The organism is Cohnella sp. LGH (assembly GCF_017671885.1).
Classification (GTDB): domain Bacteria; phylum Bacillota; class Bacilli; order Paenibacillales; family Paenibacillaceae; genus Cohnella; species Cohnella phaseoli.
The window spans coordinates 7717829-7737221 of the sequence record NZ_CP072117.1 but is presented as its reverse complement, the minus strand read 5'-3'; the positions used below and the strand labels follow the sequence as shown (position 1 = coordinate 7737221).

At 40.3% G+C, this 19393-nt stretch carries 14 protein-coding genes; 11 read left to right on the top strand and 3 right to left on the bottom strand.

Annotated elements, in window-relative coordinates:
* The first annotated feature begins 24 nt into the window (after positions 1-24).
* Entirely contained in the window at positions 25-354 is a 330-nt protein-coding gene (locus J4772_RS31780) for a TetR/AcrR family transcriptional regulator (protein ID WP_209072984.1), read from the top strand.
* On the opposite strand, the gene J4772_RS31775 is transcribed toward J4772_RS31780, so the two are convergent.
* Together J4772_RS31775 and J4772_RS31770 are read right to left on the bottom strand one after the other, a co-directional pair.
* A complete protein-coding gene (locus tag J4772_RS31775; protein WP_209077670.1) occupies positions 351-1190 on the bottom strand; it encodes an IS3 family transposase in 840 nt (279 codons plus the stop codon). The two genes, J4772_RS31780 and J4772_RS31775, sit on opposite strands and share 4 nt — an antisense overlap.
* Positions 1141-1533: a transposase gene (locus J4772_RS31770; protein WP_209072983.1), complete on the bottom strand. Its 393-nt coding sequence runs from the start codon at positions 1531-1533 to the stop codon at positions 1141-1143. Before J4772_RS31770 ends, J4772_RS31775 begins: the two co-directional genes overlap by 50 nt.
* Before the next feature lie 347 nt (positions 1534-1880).
* On the opposite strand from J4772_RS31770, the gene J4772_RS31765 reads away from it, so the two are divergent.
* The 6 genes from J4772_RS31765 to J4772_RS31740 all read left to right on the top strand — a co-directional run bounded on the left by J4772_RS31765 (position 1881) and on the right by J4772_RS31740 (position 14160).
* Positions 1881-4628 carry a type I restriction-modification system subunit M gene (locus J4772_RS31765; RefSeq protein ID WP_209072982.1) on the top strand — a complete coding sequence of 916 codons (2748 nt, stop codon included), beginning with the start codon at positions 1881-1883 and terminating at the stop codon, positions 4626-4628.
* A 4-nt stretch (positions 4629-4632) separates the two neighbouring features.
* On the top strand, positions 4633-5781 hold the full coding sequence (locus J4772_RS37210) for a restriction endonuclease subunit S (protein WP_247740906.1): 1149 nt from the start codon (positions 4633-4635) through the stop codon (positions 5779-5781).
* Positions 5782-5797: 16 nt separating this feature from the next.
* Positions 5798-8950, top strand: a complete 3153-nt coding sequence (locus J4772_RS31755) for a type I restriction endonuclease subunit R, EcoR124 family (RefSeq protein WP_209072981.1) — start codon at positions 5798-5800, stop codon at positions 8948-8950.
* Between the two features lie 279 nt (positions 8951-9229).
* On the top strand, positions 9230-11149 hold the full coding sequence (locus tag J4772_RS31750) for an ATP-dependent nuclease (protein ID WP_209072980.1): 1920 nt from the start codon (positions 9230-9232) through the stop codon (positions 11147-11149).
* On the top strand, positions 11133-13037 hold the full coding sequence (locus J4772_RS31745; RefSeq protein ID WP_209072979.1) for a UvrD-helicase domain-containing protein: 1905 nt from the start codon (positions 11133-11135) through the stop codon (positions 13035-13037). The genes J4772_RS31750 and J4772_RS31745 overlap by 17 nt, the downstream gene beginning before the upstream one ends.
* A gap of 442 nt (positions 13038-13479) precedes the next feature.
* The gene (locus J4772_RS31740) at positions 13480-14160 is read left to right on the top strand and encodes a toll/interleukin-1 receptor domain-containing protein (protein WP_209072978.1); all 681 of its coding nucleotides are present in this window, start codon (positions 13480-13482) and stop codon (positions 14158-14160) included.
* On the opposite strand, the gene J4772_RS31735 is transcribed toward J4772_RS31740, so the two are convergent.
* Positions 14161-15471, bottom strand: a complete 1311-nt coding sequence (locus J4772_RS31735) for an ISL3 family transposase (protein ID WP_247740839.1) — start codon at positions 15469-15471, stop codon at positions 14161-14163. It abuts the gene before it with no gap.
* Positions 15472-15524: 53 nt separating this feature from the next.
* Between J4772_RS31735 and J4772_RS31730 the strand changes: the two genes are divergently transcribed.
* From J4772_RS31730 to J4772_RS31715, 4 genes are all read left to right on the top strand, one after another.
* Positions 15525-16247, top strand: coding sequence for a hypothetical protein (locus J4772_RS31730; protein WP_209072977.1), 723 nt, complete (start codon positions 15525-15527; stop codon positions 16245-16247).
* A gap of 106 nt (positions 16248-16353) precedes the next feature.
* On the top strand, positions 16354-16926 hold the full coding sequence (locus J4772_RS31725; protein ID WP_247741250.1) for a hypothetical protein: 573 nt from the start codon (positions 16354-16356) through the stop codon (positions 16924-16926).
* A 1-nt stretch (position 16927) separates the two neighbouring features.
* Positions 16928-17752, top strand: coding sequence for a hypothetical protein (locus J4772_RS31720; protein WP_209072976.1), 825 nt, complete (start codon positions 16928-16930; stop codon positions 17750-17752).
* A 140-nt stretch (positions 17753-17892) separates the two neighbouring features.
* Entirely contained in the window at positions 17893-19164 is a 1272-nt protein-coding gene (locus J4772_RS31715) for a hypothetical protein (protein ID WP_209072975.1), read from the top strand.
* Positions 19165-19393 lie beyond the last annotated feature (229 nt).

The following is a 19393-nucleotide window of genomic DNA, read 5'->3' as shown; positions in this document are numbered from 1 at the left end:
ATATTCGGACAGGGAGCGGGCGATTTGAAGAAAAACAAGTTCCAGTTAAAGAGAGAGGCGACCTATCGAAAGCTCATCGAGGCGGCAGATAAGTGTTTTCTGGAGAAAGGATTCGCGACCACGACGATTGCGGATATCGTGGCGCTGACCGGGCAGACCAACGGAGCTTTCTACGCGCACTTCGAGAGCAAAGAACAAATATTTCTTCATATCTTGGACTATCGCCACCAATTAAGCGACGGCTGGACGGAAACGCCAAAACAATATCGTCCAGAGAACACAACGCTCGAAGAGGTCATCGCGATCAGCGTCGCAAAGCTGCAAGAGATGCTGATGCAGAAATTCGGTTGCTAAGCTGCTTGTGACAGCATTCTTTCATGGTAAATAGCTGGGGGCCAGCCCCCTGGATTAGAGGTGTAGATCCGCCGTCTGTTGTAGTAAACGGTGATGTACCTGAAGATGATCGATTTAATAGAGGCCATCGGATAGCGCTCAGTGTGGATCTTGTACAGCTTCTCTTTCTTTAGCGTAGCAAAAAAGCTTTCCATCCTTGCGTTATCATAGCAGCGCCCCGTACCACTCATGCTTTGAATGGCATCACGGTTAGCCAGACACTTCCGGAAAGCATGGCTCGTGAACTGGCTGCCTCGATCGCTGTGATAGATCATTCCGCGAGCGTTTCTTGCTTTACAGGCGTTCTCAAAGTTTCTCAAAGGCTCAATACAGAGTTCCTTACGCATATTGTCGTCCATTGCAAAGCCTACGATCTCTCCGTTAAAGCAATTCAGTACTGCGGACAGATAGAGCTTGCCATCTGAACAAGGGACTTCGGTGATATCCGATAGCCACTTTTGGTTGGGGGCTGAAGAACTGAAGTCTCTCTGAATCAGGTTCTCGCTCTTTTGAGCTGCGGCATCTTCGCGGGTAATGCCGTTCGGATGACGCTTCACTTTCTTCAGTAGGCCATGCTGCTTCATGATGCGATAGACGGTGCTGTAGCTGGCTGTGATCTCGATCTGTGACAGCGCCAACAGGATACGCTGGACGCCGTAATTACTGTTGTCTTCATGTTCGCCAATGATGTCTTTGATTTTGACCAGAAGGCGTTGTTGCCGCTCCTGTTTGGGCGTGGGCTTCAAGCTACGGTAATAGCCCGATTCGCTGACAGTAAGTACTTCGCACATCATCATGACGGGCCATCGATCCCGTCGTACACAGATGTAAGCATAGAGCTGGATTGCCTTTACCGCTTCCGTCTTTTGCGAAAAAACCGAGTGCGTCCTTGAGAATCTCATTCGCTCGGCGTAGCTCGCCTATTTCTCTTTCTAATTCGATTTCACGCGCAGTCTCATCGGCAGATGCATAAGTCCGTCCGCTCCCGATATGCGCTCCGTCGCCGTGCAGGGTTCTTCGCTTTCTCCATTCCTGCAAGGTATAGTAGGATACGCCTAACTGCTCGGCGGCTTTCTTTGGTCCAATCTCATCGCTCAATCTTACTGCTTCTTCTTTGAATGCTTTGTCGTACCTGTTCATTGTCACCCGTCCCCTCGTTAGCTTTCATTTTTCGACTGCATTTTTATCGTAGCACTCTAAAATGAGGATGAAGGAAGCCGGGCCCCGTGGGGTTCGGCCTTTTTAATGAAGCGATAGAAGAGTAAACCCGACTCCTTATCGCGACAGGCAAGGTGCTGTCGCACCCCACTGCGCAATCTATCGGAAATCAATGATTGTCTCCATAATGTTGACGACTGCACGGATGCAACATAGTATAAGGAGGTGTTCAAGCTGATTTTGATACACTTGAGTTGGAGTAGCAATACATAATGACGATGAACAAACTTTAAATACACCGCAATACATGAATCTATAGGAGGATTATCATGAATAAGCGACAACTCGCCACGAAAATATGGGAATCCGCTAATAAAATGCGCTCAAAGATCGAGGCCAACGAATATAAAGATTACATTCTAGGCTTCATATTTTATAAGTATCTTTCGGACAGGGAGTTAAAGTTTCTGAAAGAAGAAGGCTTTCCCCAGGAAGACATCGAGACGCTTGTTGAAGACGATGCCGAAACCGTAAAGTATGTTCGTGAACGTATCGGATATTTTATTGCTTACAAGGACTTGTTCTCAACCTGGCTCAGAATGGGTAAAGATTTCGACGTGTCTAATGTCACGGATGCCTTGTCAGCATTTAACCGTCTGATTAATCCATCTTATAAGATGGTGTTCGAGGGTATATTTAATACTTTGCAGGCCGGTTTGAGCAAACTCGGTGATAGCTCCGCATCTCGAACCAAAGCGATCAGCGATCTGATTCATATGATTAAAGATATTCCAATGAATGGCAAGCAGGATTATGATGTCCTAGGCTTCATTTATGAATATCTGATTAGCATGTTTGCAGCCAATGCTGGAAAAAAGGCAGGCGAGTTTTACACGCCACATGAAGTATCCCTTCTTATGTCCGAAATTGTAGCAGGACATTTGAAGGACAGGGCGGAAATCAACATTTACGACCCGACGAGCGGTTCGGGTTCTCTTTTGATTAACATCGGTCGTTCTGTTGCAAAGTATATTGATGATGAAGATAACATCAAATATTTTGCACAGGAACTGAAGCAGAATACATACAACCTAACTCGTATGAATTTAGTTATGCGCGGCATCCTTCCGGATAATATCGTAACCCGCAATGGCGACACTTTGGAGGATGATTGGCCATACTTTGATGAAGCAAACCCGATTGAAACGTACAATCCACTTTATGTGGATGCAGTTGTTTCCAATCCTCCATACTCTCAGCATTGGGATCCGAGCAATAAGGAATCAGACCCTCGCTACGCACGTTTCGGCCTCGCTCCGAAATCAAAAGCTGATTATGCTTTCCTGCTCCACGACTTGTTCCATCTTAAGCCGGATGGCATCATGACGATCGTTCTTCCGCATGGTGTCCTATTCCGCGGCGGTGAAGAAGGCGAGATTCGCAGAAATCTGATTGAAGACAATCACATTGATGCTATCATCGGACTCCCTGCCAATATATTCTTTGGCACGGGTATTCCGACAGTCATCATGGTGTTGAAGCAAAAGCGTGAACATACCGATGTTCTGTTTGTTGATGCATCCAAGGGCTTTATTAAAGCTGGTAAGAACAATAAACTCAGAGCGTCTGATATTAAGAAGATCGTTGATACCGTAACGGCCAGAGCTAATCTTGACAAATACGCAAGAAAAGTCTGCCTCGAGGAGATTCGCCGGAATGAATACAACTTGAATATTCCGAGATATGTTGATTCCTCCGAAGGCGCAGAGAAATGGGATCTCTATGCTTCTATGTTCGGAGGCATTCCCATGAGCGAAACTGATAAACTTGACGCGTACTGGAGTGCTTTTCCGGGATTAAAGGAGACATTGTTTAAATATGGTGATGGTCCTTACGCTGAATTGACAGCTGAAAATATTGAACAGACTGTCAACGAGCATCCCGCTGTAAAAGCTTTTATTTCCAATTTCATGGATGCTTTTGGAGATTTCGAAGGCTTCATGAAAAGCGAGCTTATAACAAATATGGCGAGCCTGAATATTTCAAAGGAAGAGGCTGTATTGAGTGCTGAAATTTTTGCCCGACTTGCTTCCATTCCACTTATTAACAAATACGAAGCCTATCAATATCTCGCTGATGAGTGGGCAAAAACATCTGTTGATCTTGAAGTTATTCAGACAGAGGGCTTCAATGCTGTTAAGAAGGTTGATCCCAACATGGTCATCAAGAAGAAGGACGGCAAAGAGGAAGAAGTACAGGATGGTTGGAACGGTCATGTGATTCCGTTTGAACTTGTGCAGCGGACACTTCTTTCGGATGAATATGAAGCGGTTATGCAAAAAGAGGTCCGCCTTGCCGAAATCTCTTCTGAATATGATGAGTTACTCGACTCACTTACCGAAGAAGAAAAGGATTCAAGCGTGACAAACGAGTCCAGTGATGCGTTCGTCGCAAAAGAAGTCAACGAAAAACTTAAAGAAATTTATGCTGACGTCGATACCCAGGAAATTAAGGCTCTTAACGCCTACGCCGCACTTTCAAGGAAAGCCGATAAACTTGCCTTTATCCGCGCACACGACGACATAGTATGGTCCAATATGGAAGCAAGCCATGATGGCACCTATGCTAAAAAAGTAGTATATGCTTATATAGCGGAGCTTCAATCTGTTTTTGAATTCCCGGAAGAATCCTTTGAAGCGAAGATTATCAAAGTTAGTAAGCTGATGGCCGAAGAAAAGGAAGTAAAAGCTCAGGTAAAAGCGGATGCCGCAGCCTTGCATATGAAAACCAAGGAAACCATTGAATCGCTATCCGACGAACAGGCGCTTGAACTGCTTGAACTAAAATGGATTGTTCCGCTTGCGGAGAGTATTAAGCAGCTTCCTCATGCATTAATTTCTGTTTTGGTAGATAACGTCAAAGCTCTTTCTGAAAAATACGCTGTCACTTACTTTGCTGTTGAAACGGAGATTCGAGAAACGGAGTCTACTCTCTCGGTACTTATGGATGAACTCGTCGGCACCGAGTATGATATGAAAGGTCTCAGCGAGCTTCAGAAGCTATTAAAGGGTGAATAACATTATGACCAGAAAAAATGAAAAACCAGATATTCGGTTCAGCGGATTTACCGATGCTTGGGAACAACGAAAGTTGGGGGAAATATACACGGAGCGGAACGAACGAGGAGACGATTCGTTACCGATCCTTTCCGTTTCCATCCATCATGGTATTTCAAACGGAGAATTAGACAGCAATACTTTAGGGAAAAAAGTGCGCAGAAGCGAAGATAAGTCCCTCTATAAACATGTGTATTTCGGTGATCTCGTTCTAAACATGATGCGTGCGTGGCAAGGTGCAATCGGAGTTGTGAAGTCCGAAGGGATGGTAAGTCCTGCTTATATTACTGCTATTCCCAGTGCTCAGCTTTACCCTCTGTTTATGGATTATTGTTTACGCCGAGATGAAATGATTATTCAGATGAATAATCTCTCTTATGGAGTGACCGACTTCAGAAAAAGGCTATATTGGGACTCGTTTATTAAAGTAATGTGTCGTATACCTGCGTTGCCTGAGCAGAAAAGAATTACGGCCTTCTTCACCCAACTTGATAACCTTATTACCCTTCATCAGAGTAAGTATGACAAGCTGGTGATCGTTAAAAAATCCATGCTCGAAAAAATGTTCCCTAAGGATGGATCAAATGTTCCGGAAATTCGCTTTGCGGGATTTACCGATGCTTGGGAACAGCGTAAGCTCGGGGACGTTGTTGATGTTCGAAGCGGAAAAGACTATAAACATCTTTCCGAAGGTACAATTCCCGTTTACGGAACAGGCGGATATATGCTGAGTGTGAATGAAGCATTATCATATGATGAAAATGCGATTGGTATTGGAAGAAAAGGAACAATAGATAAACCTTACATTCTGAAAGCACCGTTTTGGACCGTAGATACATTGTTTTATGCAATTCCAAGAAAAAATAATGATTTGAATTTTGTATTTGCTATTTTTCAAAGAATAGATTGGAAGAATAAAGATGAGTCAACCGGAGTTCCAAGTTTATCCAAAACAGCTATTAACGATATTGAAATTTTGATAACAAAAGTCGAGGAACAAAGGGTTATTGGTGATTTCTTTTCACATCTCGACAATCTCATCACCCTTCATCGGCGTAAGTTAGAGAAGTTGAAAAATATCAAAAAAGCCATGCTCGGAAAAATGTTTGTATAGGAGGGGGGAACGCACGATGGTCTTTAACAAAGAATCTGATTTTGAGGAAGCTTTGATTGAGGTGCTGTCACATAAAGGTTGGGAATCTAAGGTTTTAAAGAATCCCTCTGAAGAAGATTTGATAAGAAACTGGGCGGATATTCTTTTTGAAAACAACAGAGGAATCGACCGTTTAAATAATTATCCTCTGACAAGCGGCGAGATGCAACAGATTATGGAGCAGATCACGACATTGAGGACTCCTTTGAAATTAAACGGATTTATCAATGGGAGAACTGTAGCCATTATTCGTGATAATCCCGATGATACTCTTCACTTCGGGAAAGAAATTAGCCTTAAAATTTATGACCGCCGTGAAATCGCTGCCGGACAAAGCCGCTATCAGATCGTACAACAGCCTAAATATAAGAGCAAGTCCCAAATATTAAATGACCGCCGCGGCGACTTGATGCTTTTGATCAATGGTATGCCGGTTATACATATTGAGCTGAAGCGCAGCGGCGTTTCGGTCAGCCAGGCTTATAACCAAATCGAAAAATACTCCGATGAAGGGATTTTCACCGGAATATTTGCGCTGATTCAAATATTTGTTGCTATGGAACCGGCAGAAACTGTTTATTTCGCTAATCCCGGAATGGACGGAAAGTTCAATAAAGATTACTATTTTCACTGGGCAGATTTTAATAACGAGCCTATTAATGATTGGAAAACGATTGCTTCTTCACTGCTTTCCATTCCGATGGCACACCGGCTTATCGGCTTTTACACTGTTGCTGATGACACCGATGGCGTATTGAAAGTCATGCGTAGTTATCAGTACTATGCAGCAAATGCGATTTCTGACCGGGTTTCCAAAACCAACTGGGACGGTCGAGATAGGCTTGGCGGATATGTTTGGCATACCACAGGCTCAGGCAAGACGATGACAAGTTTTAAGTCGGCGCAATTGATTGCAAACTCCAAAGATGCCGATAAAGTCATCTTCCTTATGGACAGAATTGAACTCGGAACTCAGTCCTTAAAAGAGTATCGCGGTTTTGCAGATGAAAATGAGTCCGTTCAGGCAACGGAAGATACGATAGTATTAATTTCAAAACTAAAAAGCGACGACCCGGCCAATACACTCATCGTCACATCTATTCAGAAAATGAGCAATATCAAGGACGAAGAAGACGGATTAAATGCTCATGATATTAAGATAATGAATTCCAAGAGAATTGTTATTATTGTCGATGAGGCGCATCGCACTACCTTTGGAGATATGCTCCAAAATATAAAGGATTCTTTTCCGTCTGCCGTTTTCTTTGGATTTTCAGGAACACCCATTCAGGATGAAAACCAGAAAAACATGAACACTACCTCGACCATCTTCGGCAACGAGTTGCACAGGTACAGCATTGCCGACGGGATTCGTGATAAAAATGTTCTTGGATTTGATCCTTATAAAGTGTTGACCTACAGAGATCGGGATATTCGGCAGGCTGTTGCTTTGGAGCGGGCAAAAGCCTCTACCGTTGAAGAAGCGCTAGCTGATCCTGATAAGAGCGAAGTCTTTTATAAATATATGAATTCCTCTGAAGTAAAAATGGCTGGCTATATTGGTGATGATGGAAAGTATGTGAAGGGTATTGAGGACTATTTGGCAAAATCCCAATATCAAAGGGAAGAACATCGGAGTACGGTTATTCGTGACATTGCAGATAACTGGGTGACATTAAGCCATAATAGCAAGTTTCATGCAATCTTTGCTACAAGCAGCATTCCAGAGGCGATCCGTTATTATCGAATAATAAAACAAGCCCTGCCCACATTAAAGGCTACCTGCTTGTTTGACCCAAGCATTGACAATAACGGTGGAGTAGCTTTCAAAGAGGATGGTCTTGTTGAAATAATCGAGGATTATAACGCCAGATACAAACAGGAATTTAGTCTGAAGAGATACGACAAGCTGAAAAAGGACATTGCTGCAAGACTTGCTCACAAAAAGCCATATCAATTTATTGAGAGAACACCCGAAATGCAGCTCGATCTTCTGATTGTTGTCAACCAGATGCTTACAGGCTTCGATTCCAAGTGGATTAACACGCTGTACATGGATAAGATGCTTGAATACGAAAATATCATTCAGGCATTCTCGCGCACCAATCGTTTGTTCGGCCCGGAAAAACCCTTTGGAACTATACGATACTACAGATATCCGCATACAATGGAGCAACACATCGAAGAAGCTGTGAAGACCTATTCTGGCGATAAGCCAATTGGATTGTTTGTAGAACGGCTTGAGTATAACTTAAACAAGCTGAATGCAATTTTTGTTGATATCAGTGAACTGTTCGCTCGTTCTGGGATTCCGAACTTTGAAAAACTGCCGGATGATCGTTCGGACCGCGGTAAATTTGCCTCGCTCTTCAAATCATTCAATGACTATCTGGAAGCTTCAAAAATTCAAGGTTTTAAGTGGAATCAATCAACTTACATGTTCAGCCAGGGCAGTGGTAAGCCAAAGACCCGAGTCGAAATGAAACTGGATGAAAATACTTATTTGGTTCTGGCTATGCGGTATAAAGAGCTGTTCGGCGGCGGAGGCGGGGGTGGCGGCGACGATGTTCCTTTCGAGATCGTTGGTTACCTGACGGAGATTGATACCGGGAGAATCGATTCAGATTATATGAACTCGCGTTTTGAAAAGTTTCAGAGAATTCTTACTCAAGATAATGTAGATGAAGCTGAAATGCGGAATACGCTTGATGATCTGCACAAGTCATTCGCTACATTGACGCAGGAAGAACAAAAGTATGCAAATATTTTTCTTCACGACGTAGAAAGCGGAAATGCCAAGATGGAAAGTGGTAAAACTTTCAGGGAATACGTCACAGAATATCAATTCAGAGCAAAGAATGACCAAATCCGGCGTGTTTCACGATTTTTAGGGGTTGATGAAAGGAAGCTCCGCAATCTGATGGCTGTCAATGTAACTGAGGCAAGCATCAACGAATTCGGTCGCTTCGATGATTTGAAGGCTTCGGTAGACAAAGCTAAGGCAAAGGATTATTTTGAAAAACTGGAAAATGCAAAGATATCACCATTCAAGATCAACATAAAAGTACACTATTTACTTCAGGAGTTCATTCTTAAAGGTGGGTTCGATATCGAAGAGCCGAAAGAATAAAGGGGGGCGGCTATGAATTCATGAGAGGAGTCGCCGTCACAAGGTTGAATGAAGAAGCAACTAATCAGTGTATGCTGATGCGTAGCTTCTTTGAGTTGTTTAAAAACTCACAAACTTTTGTAGAGCTTTGCAATCCATAAAATTATAGGCTTGGAATGCATCTGCCGTATTATATTATTAAATACATATAGTATCCATAGACAATCCCATTTTATGGAGGAAAAGAGTTGTCCCTGTCGAATATTGGAATAGACAAATCAATAAAGGGGTTCTCGGGACATGTTTTTGTCAGAACTAAGTATTTGGAGCTTTAGGAAATACGGTAGCGGTGAAATAGATGCGGTTACACATAAACCCAAGCCGGGTTTAAAACTGAAATTCAATCCCGGATTAAACCTAATTGTTGGCGAAAATGATGCCGGAAAAACAGCAATTATCGATGCGATCAAGTTAGTTTTGACTACGCAGAGTAGCGACTTTTTCAAAATCGAGTATGATGACTTTCACATGCCAAATGGAAGAATTGAAGAGCAGTATCGTTCCGACCATTTACAAATTCAATGTGTATTTCGCAATATGACCCCCGTAGAAGCGAAAAACTTTCTTGAATGGCTGAGCATTGAAACAATTGATGGCCAGACGCAGTATTATCTAAAAGTGTTTCTAAAGGCTACTCGTAAGGGCAGACGCGTTTTTTTTGATGTGAAAGCAGGTAGCGATGACGAAGGTACTCAAATGAACAGTTTAGCCAGGGCGCTTCTTAAGGCTACGTACCTTAAGCCATTGCGGGATGCAGAAAATGAATTGGCACCAAGAAAAAATTCTCGTCTGTCTCAAATCTTGGATAGCCACCAGGCATTTGAAGACAAGGAGATGCATCATCTCAAGTCAGCGATGGCAAGTGCCAATGAAATGATTGAGCAGTATTTTAAGGGTACTGATGGGGAAAACGATTTAGATGATCAAAACGGAAAGTTGATGCTTGAGAAAATCAATACATACTTGAAAGAATTTTCACCACTAACTTCACCACTTGCTTCAAATTTTTCTGTCTCCGACATGAGGCTCAGGTCAATTTTAGAAAAATTGAGTCTACAGCTGTCCTCCAATAAATCTGGACTTGGATCGCACAACCTTTTGTTCATTGCTGTGGAATTATTGCTATTAAATCAAGAAGAGTTTACGGGACTAAAAATTGCACTGGTGGAAGAAATTGAAGCTCACATTCACCCCCAAGCACAACTTCGGTTAATTGAATTTTTGCAGAAAGAAGCTAACGCGTTAGGCATACAACTGCTTTTAACTACACACAGTACTGTACTTGCGTCCAAAGTTTCGCTTAACAACTTGATTCTTTGTAATAACGGCTTTTGTTTCCCGATGGATCATAAAAGTACAAAATTGGAAAAAGGGGATTATTCCTTCTTGGAAAGGTTTTTGGATTCTACCAAGTCAAATTTGTTTTTCGCCAAAGGTGTCATTTTGGTCGAGGGAGATGCGGAGAACCTGCTTATTCCTACAATAGCCGAGATAATTGGTCGTCCGCTTTCTAGTTATGGTACTACCATTGTGAATGTGGGTAGCACTGCGTTTTTGCGTTACAGTAGAATCTTTCAACGTCAGGATGAGTCCTTTGGGCAGATGAATATTCCTGTTGCGATTATAACCGATAACGATGTGAAGCCAAATTTATATAAACGCGTTAACCCAAATGCCAGAACAGCTATGGATTATACTGGACTTAATCCGCGACAAAACAAAATAAATCGTCTTACCCATCAAACTGTGAAGGCATTCGTCTCTCCATATTGGACATTGGAGTTTGATATGGCTGCAGGGTGTTTAACCAAAGAACTATATCAGGCTGTATTGTACGCCAAAAAAATAGAAGGCAGTGATAGATTCGGTTTAACAGAGGCTAAGCAGCGGGAGTGTGACGAGGAAGTACAAGAATACTTAGCGGCATGGCAACAGGCACAGCGTTCACGCGATGAAATTGCATTTGCAATATACCACGAGATACTAGTTGCGAATTCAATATCCAAAGCAATAGTGGCCCAATGTCTAGCAAAGATATTACTGGAAACCGCAGATAAGGAAGAATTGAAGGAGCGCATTAGCCAAGATCCAAATCTTAAATATCTCGTTGATGCGATTACATACGCAACAGGAGGTACATTAGATGACGCAAATGCTTAGTATCGAAGATCATGAAATTGAGCTTGCAGAGCGTTTGTTACTTCCTGCTGGCGAATCTTTTGATGAGCAAAGACGAGCCGTAATTCGCTGCATGGAATCAAAGGACATTCAAGCTTGTCCGGGAAGCGGGAAAACTACAGCATTGCTGGCTAAGCTATCAATACTATCCCAGAAGCTCCCGCTGAAGAGTAACAAAGGAATTTGCGTGCTTACGCATACAAATGTCGCTGTAAATGAAATCAAAGAAAGACTGGATGATAAAGCCGAAATATTATTTGAATATCCAAATCATTTTGGGACAATTCAATCTTTTGTTAATAAATTTTTGGCGATTCCGGCTTTCATAAACAAATATGGCAAACGACCCGCGCGCATTGACGACGACATACACCAAGGGTATATAGAGAGGAAGGGCAGAACACTCCCTCCTGGAACTAAACAATATCTAGAGAGAAATAATATTTATTTGCCTTCATTAAGATTTACCTTAAATGATTTAGATGTCATATCCAAAACAATTGATGGAACGATTGTAGTCGGTCGTACCACACCAACGTATCAGCGAATAAAGTCTTTAAAAGAAGATGTTTTGCGCGAAGGCATACTGTGTTTTGATGACGCATATTCGCTTGCATACTGGTATTTGCGTGAATATCCTCACCTTAAAGATGTGATATCCGAGAGATTCGCCTACGTGTTTATCGATGAAATGCAAGATACTGACGCAAAGCAACAAGGGATATTGGATATGGCTTTTGATCAAGAAAAGGTTATCGTTCAGAGAATTGGAGATAGTAATCAGGCGATTTATAATTCATCTTGGCAAATACGTGCTGATCACTTATCAATTTCCGACAGCAAGCGGTTCTCCGCTGTGATTGCAGAAAGGGTTAAAACTATTTGTCCAAGCCCTCAAAATCTAAACGGTAACCCAGCAATAGAAAATATAAATCCAAAGCTAATTGTTTTTGATGATTCTTCAATTGCAAATGTTATACCAAAGTTTGGCGATCTAATAATTGAAAATAGCTTGCATACGGTTGAAAAGAAAATATATAAAGCTGTCGGCTGGGTTGGTAAGCCAAACCCTAGACGTACACTGCCTTCTTACTTTGATTCATTTGGTAAATTAGGTGGCAAACAAAAACAAGATTTTGAGAGCCTACTAGATTATTTAAAGGTGGCACGTGATCACCAGCAAGGTGAATCCATTGCCACAATCCGACAATTCATACTCGCGGCGATACTGAAAAGCTTACGACTGTTAGGGATCAGAAAAAACAATAACGTACATTATACCGAAACTTCCTTTATTGAGTTTATAAGCAAAGAAAACAAGGCTTTGTATGAAATGTTGAACTTAAAGCTGCTTCATTGGTGCAAAGACTTGTTCAGAAATCAAGATATTGGGGTAGACTTAAGGAACTTCATCAGAACCCAAATATGTCCGCAGTTCGGTGTAGCAATAAATCCTGAATTGCAGGCATTTTTGGATGCGCCTGCATCAACTCAACTTGCACTAGAACAAAAAGCCGATACATATATTCATGAGAAGGCAAATCAGAAGATCAGCATCGATGTTTGTAGTGTCCATAGTGTGAAAGGCGAAACGCACACAGCCACATTATACCTTGAAACCTTTTATATTAAATATGATATTCAATCGATCGTCGAATATATGAAAGGCAACCATTCGCCACCGAGAGGCTCAACGCTTCTAAGCGGATTGAAAATGGCGTATGTCGGAATGACGCGCCCAACTCATATGCTCTGTGTAGCTGCACATAAAGATGGTTGTGAACAGCATTTAGACCAGCTGTCCACTGCCGGTTGGGATATACATCGTATCTTTGAGAGCAGTGTCCACTCTGGGGTAGAGACCGTGTGAAGCCATTTGCGTTGGCGGTTTCCATCTACACGCAGTCCTGTCTCGTCAGCATGGACAACGGACTTGCTTAACAAATGTTACGAATGTTTTTTAGGGCAGATCCAAGCTCATATGTCATCGCTTTGAGATCTAGATCAGTTGATATCAGTTCATACTTTAGTCGAGCTAGTGAAAATGTACACGAATAAATAACAAAGTTGATCATTGGTGCTAAATAGCCAAAATTTCTAGCATCCGTAAGGATGTTTTTCCTATTTTATAGAGGATTTTTAGGAGTGGTTGCCGAAATATGTAATTTGTTGTAGTAAACAGGCGATAACTTCATGCGGGGAATCTAGTCAATATTCTGTGGTAAATATCTCGGTAGTAGTTTCTTTTTGATCATATCTAAGAAACGCTTCACATTTTCAACGAAATTTAGCATGGAAAGTTGAGTCGAATCATGACAAAAAATAATTTTACACCAAGTGTATTTATATCGTATAGCTGGACATCTATGGATCATGAAAATTGGGTAATGGATTTGGCAAGAAGATTACGCAGGGATGGCGTAAATGCAGTTATTGATAAGTGGCGGCTAAAGGCTGGGCATGACAGATTCGCATTTATGGAAGAGATGATTGGCTCTGAAGATATCCATAAGGTTTTAGTAATATGCGATAAAGGATACAAAGAAAAAGCTAATCAACGAATAGGTGGAGTTGGAATTGAGACGCAAGTTATTACAAACAGTATTTATACTAGGGTTAAGCAGGAGAAGTTTATACCAATACTAGCCGAACGTGGTGAAGATGGCGCGGAATGTATACCTACCTTCATGTCATCATTGATCTATATCGATTTATCAAGTGCCAGTTGCTATGAGACAGGATATAAGCAGTTGCTCTACACAATTTATGAAACTGCCGAACACGAAGAACCAGAACTGGGGAATATTCCAGAGTTTATCTTACAAAATAAAGTAGGATTGCAAGAAGATGCGGAGTTTTCCGAGGGGGACCAGAACAAGCCAATAGTAGAGTTCTATGAGCATAAATTCAGATCTGATGATACAAACCACAAACACAGCATTAAAAATGTTAATTTAACTGCATTTTGGCTCAACCTCAAAATCAGTGCTTGATTAATAGCTTAACATCCGATGGCGGTTACATTCGATCAGAATGCCCGCTTTATAGCGACTGCGATTCCTTGTGAAATAATGGCGGCGTTGAAAGGCTTTAATACGATTATGGCGGCCTTCTACGGTTGCGTTTGTCCATCGGCATTGATGGTAATTCACGATTTCTTCCTGCCAATTGCGCATGGTCTTTAGCGCACTTTGGACGGCAGCGTGGTCGATCTGATCGCCTTGCGTACACCAACGCTCAAATCCCAGCTTGGCAACAGTATAGTTTGGCGAGCAGTCATACCAAGTCGTGAACGCTTCTTTCCATTCCCACATGCTGCGTAGCAGCGGGGAGTAATTCAGCATCGTGTCCAACTTCTTTGCACTTTCTTCACTCAGTGATTCGGCAGGCGGATTTAGCAGACGGTGGTTTGCTTTTAGATAAGTTTTGGCTCGCGGAGATAACGTTGGCTGAACAGTTTTACGAACTTCCTGTACGCTTTCAATCACATAACCGTGAACATGGAAACGGTCTGCGATGCGAATCGCTTTCGGGAAACACTCGCTGATCCAGGTGTGATACGCCTGAGCCAAATCCATGACCACTGCCTTCGGATCAAGCCGAAGGAACTCAGGGTGCGCCTGAGCGTACGCACGCAGCGCTTCCAGCTTTCGGCCCGGCAACAGGTCCAGCATCGTCTCGCCTTTGAGGTTGTGAATGCCGGTGTTATACGTATGACCCTTCTTGATCGCGAAGTCATCGACACCCAGAACCAGTTCAGCTGTTTCTTTTGCTTCTTCCCACACTTGTTTGTAAAGCGCATCGCAAAGAGCAGGGACCGCCTCGTTATGCATACGTTGTACGGTACTCGCCGGCGCTTGCTGTATCCGAGCGCCATGCGCGGCCGTGGACCCAAGCGCCTGTTCGACCGTATGGGAGCGGAAAAGCCTGCTGTAGCGCTGTTTGGGACCGACGAAATCGTATGCCCATACAAATCCGGCTTCACAGTTACTGCAAAACATACGAATGGTCGGCACGTGCAGATAGGTTTTCTTCTCAAAAACGGATAGATGTCGGACGGTTCGCATCCCATTGCTTCCCTTCCGAATCACTGCTTGATCTGAATCGCAGCATGGGCAGATTTGCTTGTCGTCTAGCGGCAAGGCTTCTATGTGAACTTCATCGTCATGAATGGATAACAGTTGATGAATCTTTAGCTCTGGTATGTCGAGCCATTCATTGATATACTGAGTTTGCATCTGTCTATTCCTTTTTGTTGTTGGGTAGGACTTACAACAATACAGGAGTAGCAGATGTTTTTCCATTTCTATCCTCAATTCATTTCGTCAAGCACTCATTTCGGTTTTGATCCGCATTTTTGCCCAATAAATATGATTCGGCATCATGTAGTGTTGAATTTGTTAAAAAAGAAATCTCAGGTTGCAAATTCACTCTGCATGGACAAAATCTTATTGAGACCTTCTTTCATGGTAAAAGTACACCTGCAAAAGAATATAAAAGGAGATTTCTAGTTGGTTTTGATGAAAAGACAGCTACATATACTGTTCAGTTCCCACATAACCGCTTCCATTTGAACAGTGATGAAGTAGAAGAGCTTTGTAAAATAGTCGACGATTTCTATCCATATTATTTAAAGTCAATGCGTAACTATCTACCAGCGAAATCCAAAGCTATAGCTAATGTAAAAGATCTCCATGATCTTATTTTAGAAATACAGAGTTATTATACTATCCATCGTGATATGACTTTAGCAGTAGACGTAAGTAAAGTATATGAAGCATTGAAGTTGGCTTTATTCAGGTCAAAGATTACAGATGATGTTTTTGGTTATATCTCATCAAAATTAATACTAAAAGAATTGACCAAGGAGAATATCTGTCTGAAAATTACGGAATACCAGAATACGCTTTCAGTAGGTTATCGCCAGAATTGGGAAGTGGATATGATCTTACGATCATTAGTTGTACTTTTACGAGATTGTAGAAGCTCGTTATCTATTGATGAAATAAAAGAGATAGTGGTATTATTGCGAACCTTTGAAGATACGAAAGATCTTTTTAATTTTAATAAGGAGTGGTAGATAATAGAAATAATGGAGTATCTGCCGATTATGGGGGATTTTCAAGTGCCGTTATTGGGGATTTTACCACTGCCGTTCACAATGATGAGGACAAGAAGTGGATTACATGCGTTCTGTTAAACTTTATTTCTGTGTTAGTGAGGTGAGCTTTATAAAACTAGCTTACAGGTTATTTCTGACTTTGAACTCTTTATTATTTATAGTGATAGTTTATTTGATAAAAGAGAAAATCACTATTTTCAAAGTGCATCTTATCCCAACATGGACGCTTCATTTAATTTATGTATTAATACCGATTCCTTTATCTTTACTGATCTTGAAAACCTCCAAACTTCTAAAAAAAGACAGTATTGAAGGTAAAATATTACAAATTGAGGAAGCAAACAATGCTTACCTGCCAAGCTATTTGGGCTATTTTTTTGTAGCTCTTAGCGTGCCTGATACATATACATTCTTGTTTGTGTTTTCTATCTTATTTATATTCGTTTACTTTTCCCAAACACACTACTTCAACCCAGTATTCCTGCTTCTGAAATATCACTTTTATTATGTGACTACAGACGATAATTGTATGAATATCATAATTTCTAAAAGAACTTTTGAAGGTGAGAATGAACTTGAATTTATGAACTTAAGAAGGATAAACTATCATACTTACATCGATGAAGAGGTGGAGTAATTTGGATCAAATTTTAGGAAAAGTAACACAACTCGGAAGAGGAATTACGTTTAAGACGGTAATCTCTGATACGACAATATTCTCATTAACCATTCCAGATGATAATTGTGTACAGTATTCTCCAGAACACAATCTTGACGAGGAAAATTGGTTTGTTTTAAACGAATTTTCAACAAAAGAATATTGCTTAGATATATTAAGAAGTGATATCAATTCCACAAGGTTCAGAACTTTAGAACGCAGTGAGATCGGAAAAATAGAATATATCATTTCATATCAAAACTCAAATGAATTTCATTTTCAAAGAGTTCAAAAAGCAACCGTAATTAACAGGAAGTTTATAAGTTTGGGTGATGAATTCAAGGTTGTGGAAGGCAGTAAACGAATTATTATCAATGATTTTCCTGATGCACTGTATGTAAAAGACAAAGACTTATTATACTTCAAGAAACTTTCCTCAATAACCAGCATTTTTAAAGGTATTGATTCGCTCTATCGTGAAGCGACTGATGCAGAGATTGTTGAGTTTTTATCAAAAGATTTTTTAATAGTAGATGAACAATTTACTTATAATCATGTGAAAATTCCTAATAGGAAGCGGATAGCTCTTGCTCTTGAACAACTTAATTCTTTTGAAGAAGAACAGAAAACTGTCATATTCGAATCAATTAAAGAATACTGCCCTGATCTATTATCTAGTAATGGAAAATTTAATGTTAATAACGAGAGTGATTTACAACTGCTTCTGTACGGTATCGGGCAACGTTTTTATACAACTCCCGACGGTAGAGAAAAACGTATAGCAAATTCGATAATAAGAATATAGTATGAACCAGAAATTGACGGATTTCTTCAAAATTAATTGAAAATAGAATATTAATAGCGAGTGTGCATCGATGTACAACACGCTAAACAAATTTTATTTTTTTTGTAACTTCACCCAATTATATGCTAGGGGCGATTAGGTTGGACTTTCAAGAATATGAAGGTGTTTTTCGAAAATATAAAGGTATTTTTCAAAAATATGAAGATTTTTTTAATAGAGAAAAGTATCCTAAATTTTCACCAGAATCATACTTACCCATGGATGAGGAAGTATGTGTTTGCTTAATAGGGAAACATTATAAAGACTGTTGCAAAAAAAAACTTGTTGAAGCTATTAAATTTAGAAAAGAGAATTTTGAATTAGTAGAAGAAGAGCTCAATCAATTTTATTTCCAAAAAGACAGCAAATTGATAAGTCATAAAATAGAAGAAAAATCTGTAAATAAAAAAAACATTGCTTATTGCTCTGCTCATGAAGTTTTTGGTGATTGCAATCACGATGAGACCATAGTACATTCGCATACATTGTCTCGGGGAAACGTTCTGAATAACTTAAGTTCTGGCAACAAAGTAATTCGATTTAATGATCATAAAGTACCTAATGTGGAGACACTTGTTAAAGAAATCTCAAAGTTTTATTCTGAAGTGCCTATTAGAAAAGCGAGTGTTACAGTCTCGTTTTGCGAAAAGCATGATGAAGAACTATTTGCTGAAATTGAAAAGGATGGAAATACTGATTATTCGGGAACAAGTATCCAAAATATCGAGTATTCATTAAAGGCTATTACTTTTGATATTTACTACCGAATTATGAATATTTTTTATATGGCAGAACTAATTTGTGAAAATAGGTATGCTACATGTAAACCTGATGGCTCCCAGTCTGAATACTTTAGGAACTATTATAACTCAGTTGAAACGTTATTTAGGCTGTATCCCTTAATGTTAAAAATGTTAAATGAACTAAAACAATTAAAAAAGCAGGAAGCAGAATCTGAATTAGAAACCATTTACTTTGGATTGCCTGTTGACAGGATTAACCTTTCTCTTTCAGAAGTTATTGAGTTTGAGGATATATTTTGTTATGTCAATGTAATAAATAGCAAAAAGCCGTATATTATTGTTTCTTATTATAAAGATCTAAAAAGAATTGTTAGCATTGACAAATTGAAAAAGCAGTATGAATCCTGCAAAGACAAAAATAAACAACTTATGTATTTGTGGAATTTCATAAAGGAACTGCTAATTAATGCACTAAATATATATTTTAATAAAACAGCATTTGATAAACTTTCAGATGAAGCTAAAGTTTATTTATATATTGTACATAGAGAAGGGATAGCAGATATTCCGTCCGAATGGCAGGATATTCATGATAAAGAAATAATGGGTATATTGTATGAAACTTCTTAAAGAGATATCCTAGTGGATCGTTTCAAAAGTTCGCACTTTGTTGTAGAACACTTCATACCGTTGTAATATGACATTTAGTTGATAGATGAATTATGTGAATTTACGAAATGATCTACTAGGCTTCAATTATCTATAATAATAAAATCAATTATTAATATGAAATCACCGACAATTCTTTCAACCTTAGAAAGGGGATATTTAATGATTTAATTTAAATAGGGGAGGATAA

Coding starts and splice junctions, on each gene's coding strand:
- J4772_RS31775 (WP_209077670.1), bottom strand. CDS start 1,190: ATGATGATGTGCGAAGTACTTACTGTCAGCGAATCGGGCTATTACCGT.
- J4772_RS31770 (WP_209072983.1), bottom strand. CDS start 1,533: ATGAACAGGTACGACAAAGCATTCAAAGAAGAAGCAGTAAGATTGAGC.
- J4772_RS31765 (WP_209072982.1), top strand. CDS start 1,881: ATGAATAAGCGACAACTCGCCACGAAAATATGGGAATCCGCTAATAAA.
- J4772_RS37210 (WP_247740906.1), top strand. CDS start 4,633: ATGACCAGAAAAAATGAAAAACCAGATATTCGGTTCAGCGGATTTACC.
- J4772_RS31755 (WP_209072981.1), top strand. CDS start 5,798: ATGGTCTTTAACAAAGAATCTGATTTTGAGGAAGCTTTGATTGAGGTG.
- J4772_RS31750 (WP_209072980.1), top strand. CDS start 9,230: ATGTTTTTGTCAGAACTAAGTATTTGGAGCTTTAGGAAATACGGTAGC.
- J4772_RS31745 (WP_209072979.1), top strand. CDS start 11,133: ATGACGCAAATGCTTAGTATCGAAGATCATGAAATTGAGCTTGCAGAG.
- J4772_RS31740 (WP_209072978.1), top strand. CDS start 13,480: ATGACAAAAAATAATTTTACACCAAGTGTATTTATATCGTATAGCTGG.
- J4772_RS31735 (WP_247740839.1), bottom strand. CDS start 15,471: ATGGAAAAACATCTGCTACTCCTGTATTGTTGTAAGTCCTACCCAACA.
- J4772_RS31725 (WP_247741250.1), top strand. CDS start 16,354: ATGCGTTCTGTTAAACTTTATTTCTGTGTTAGTGAGGTGAGCTTTATA.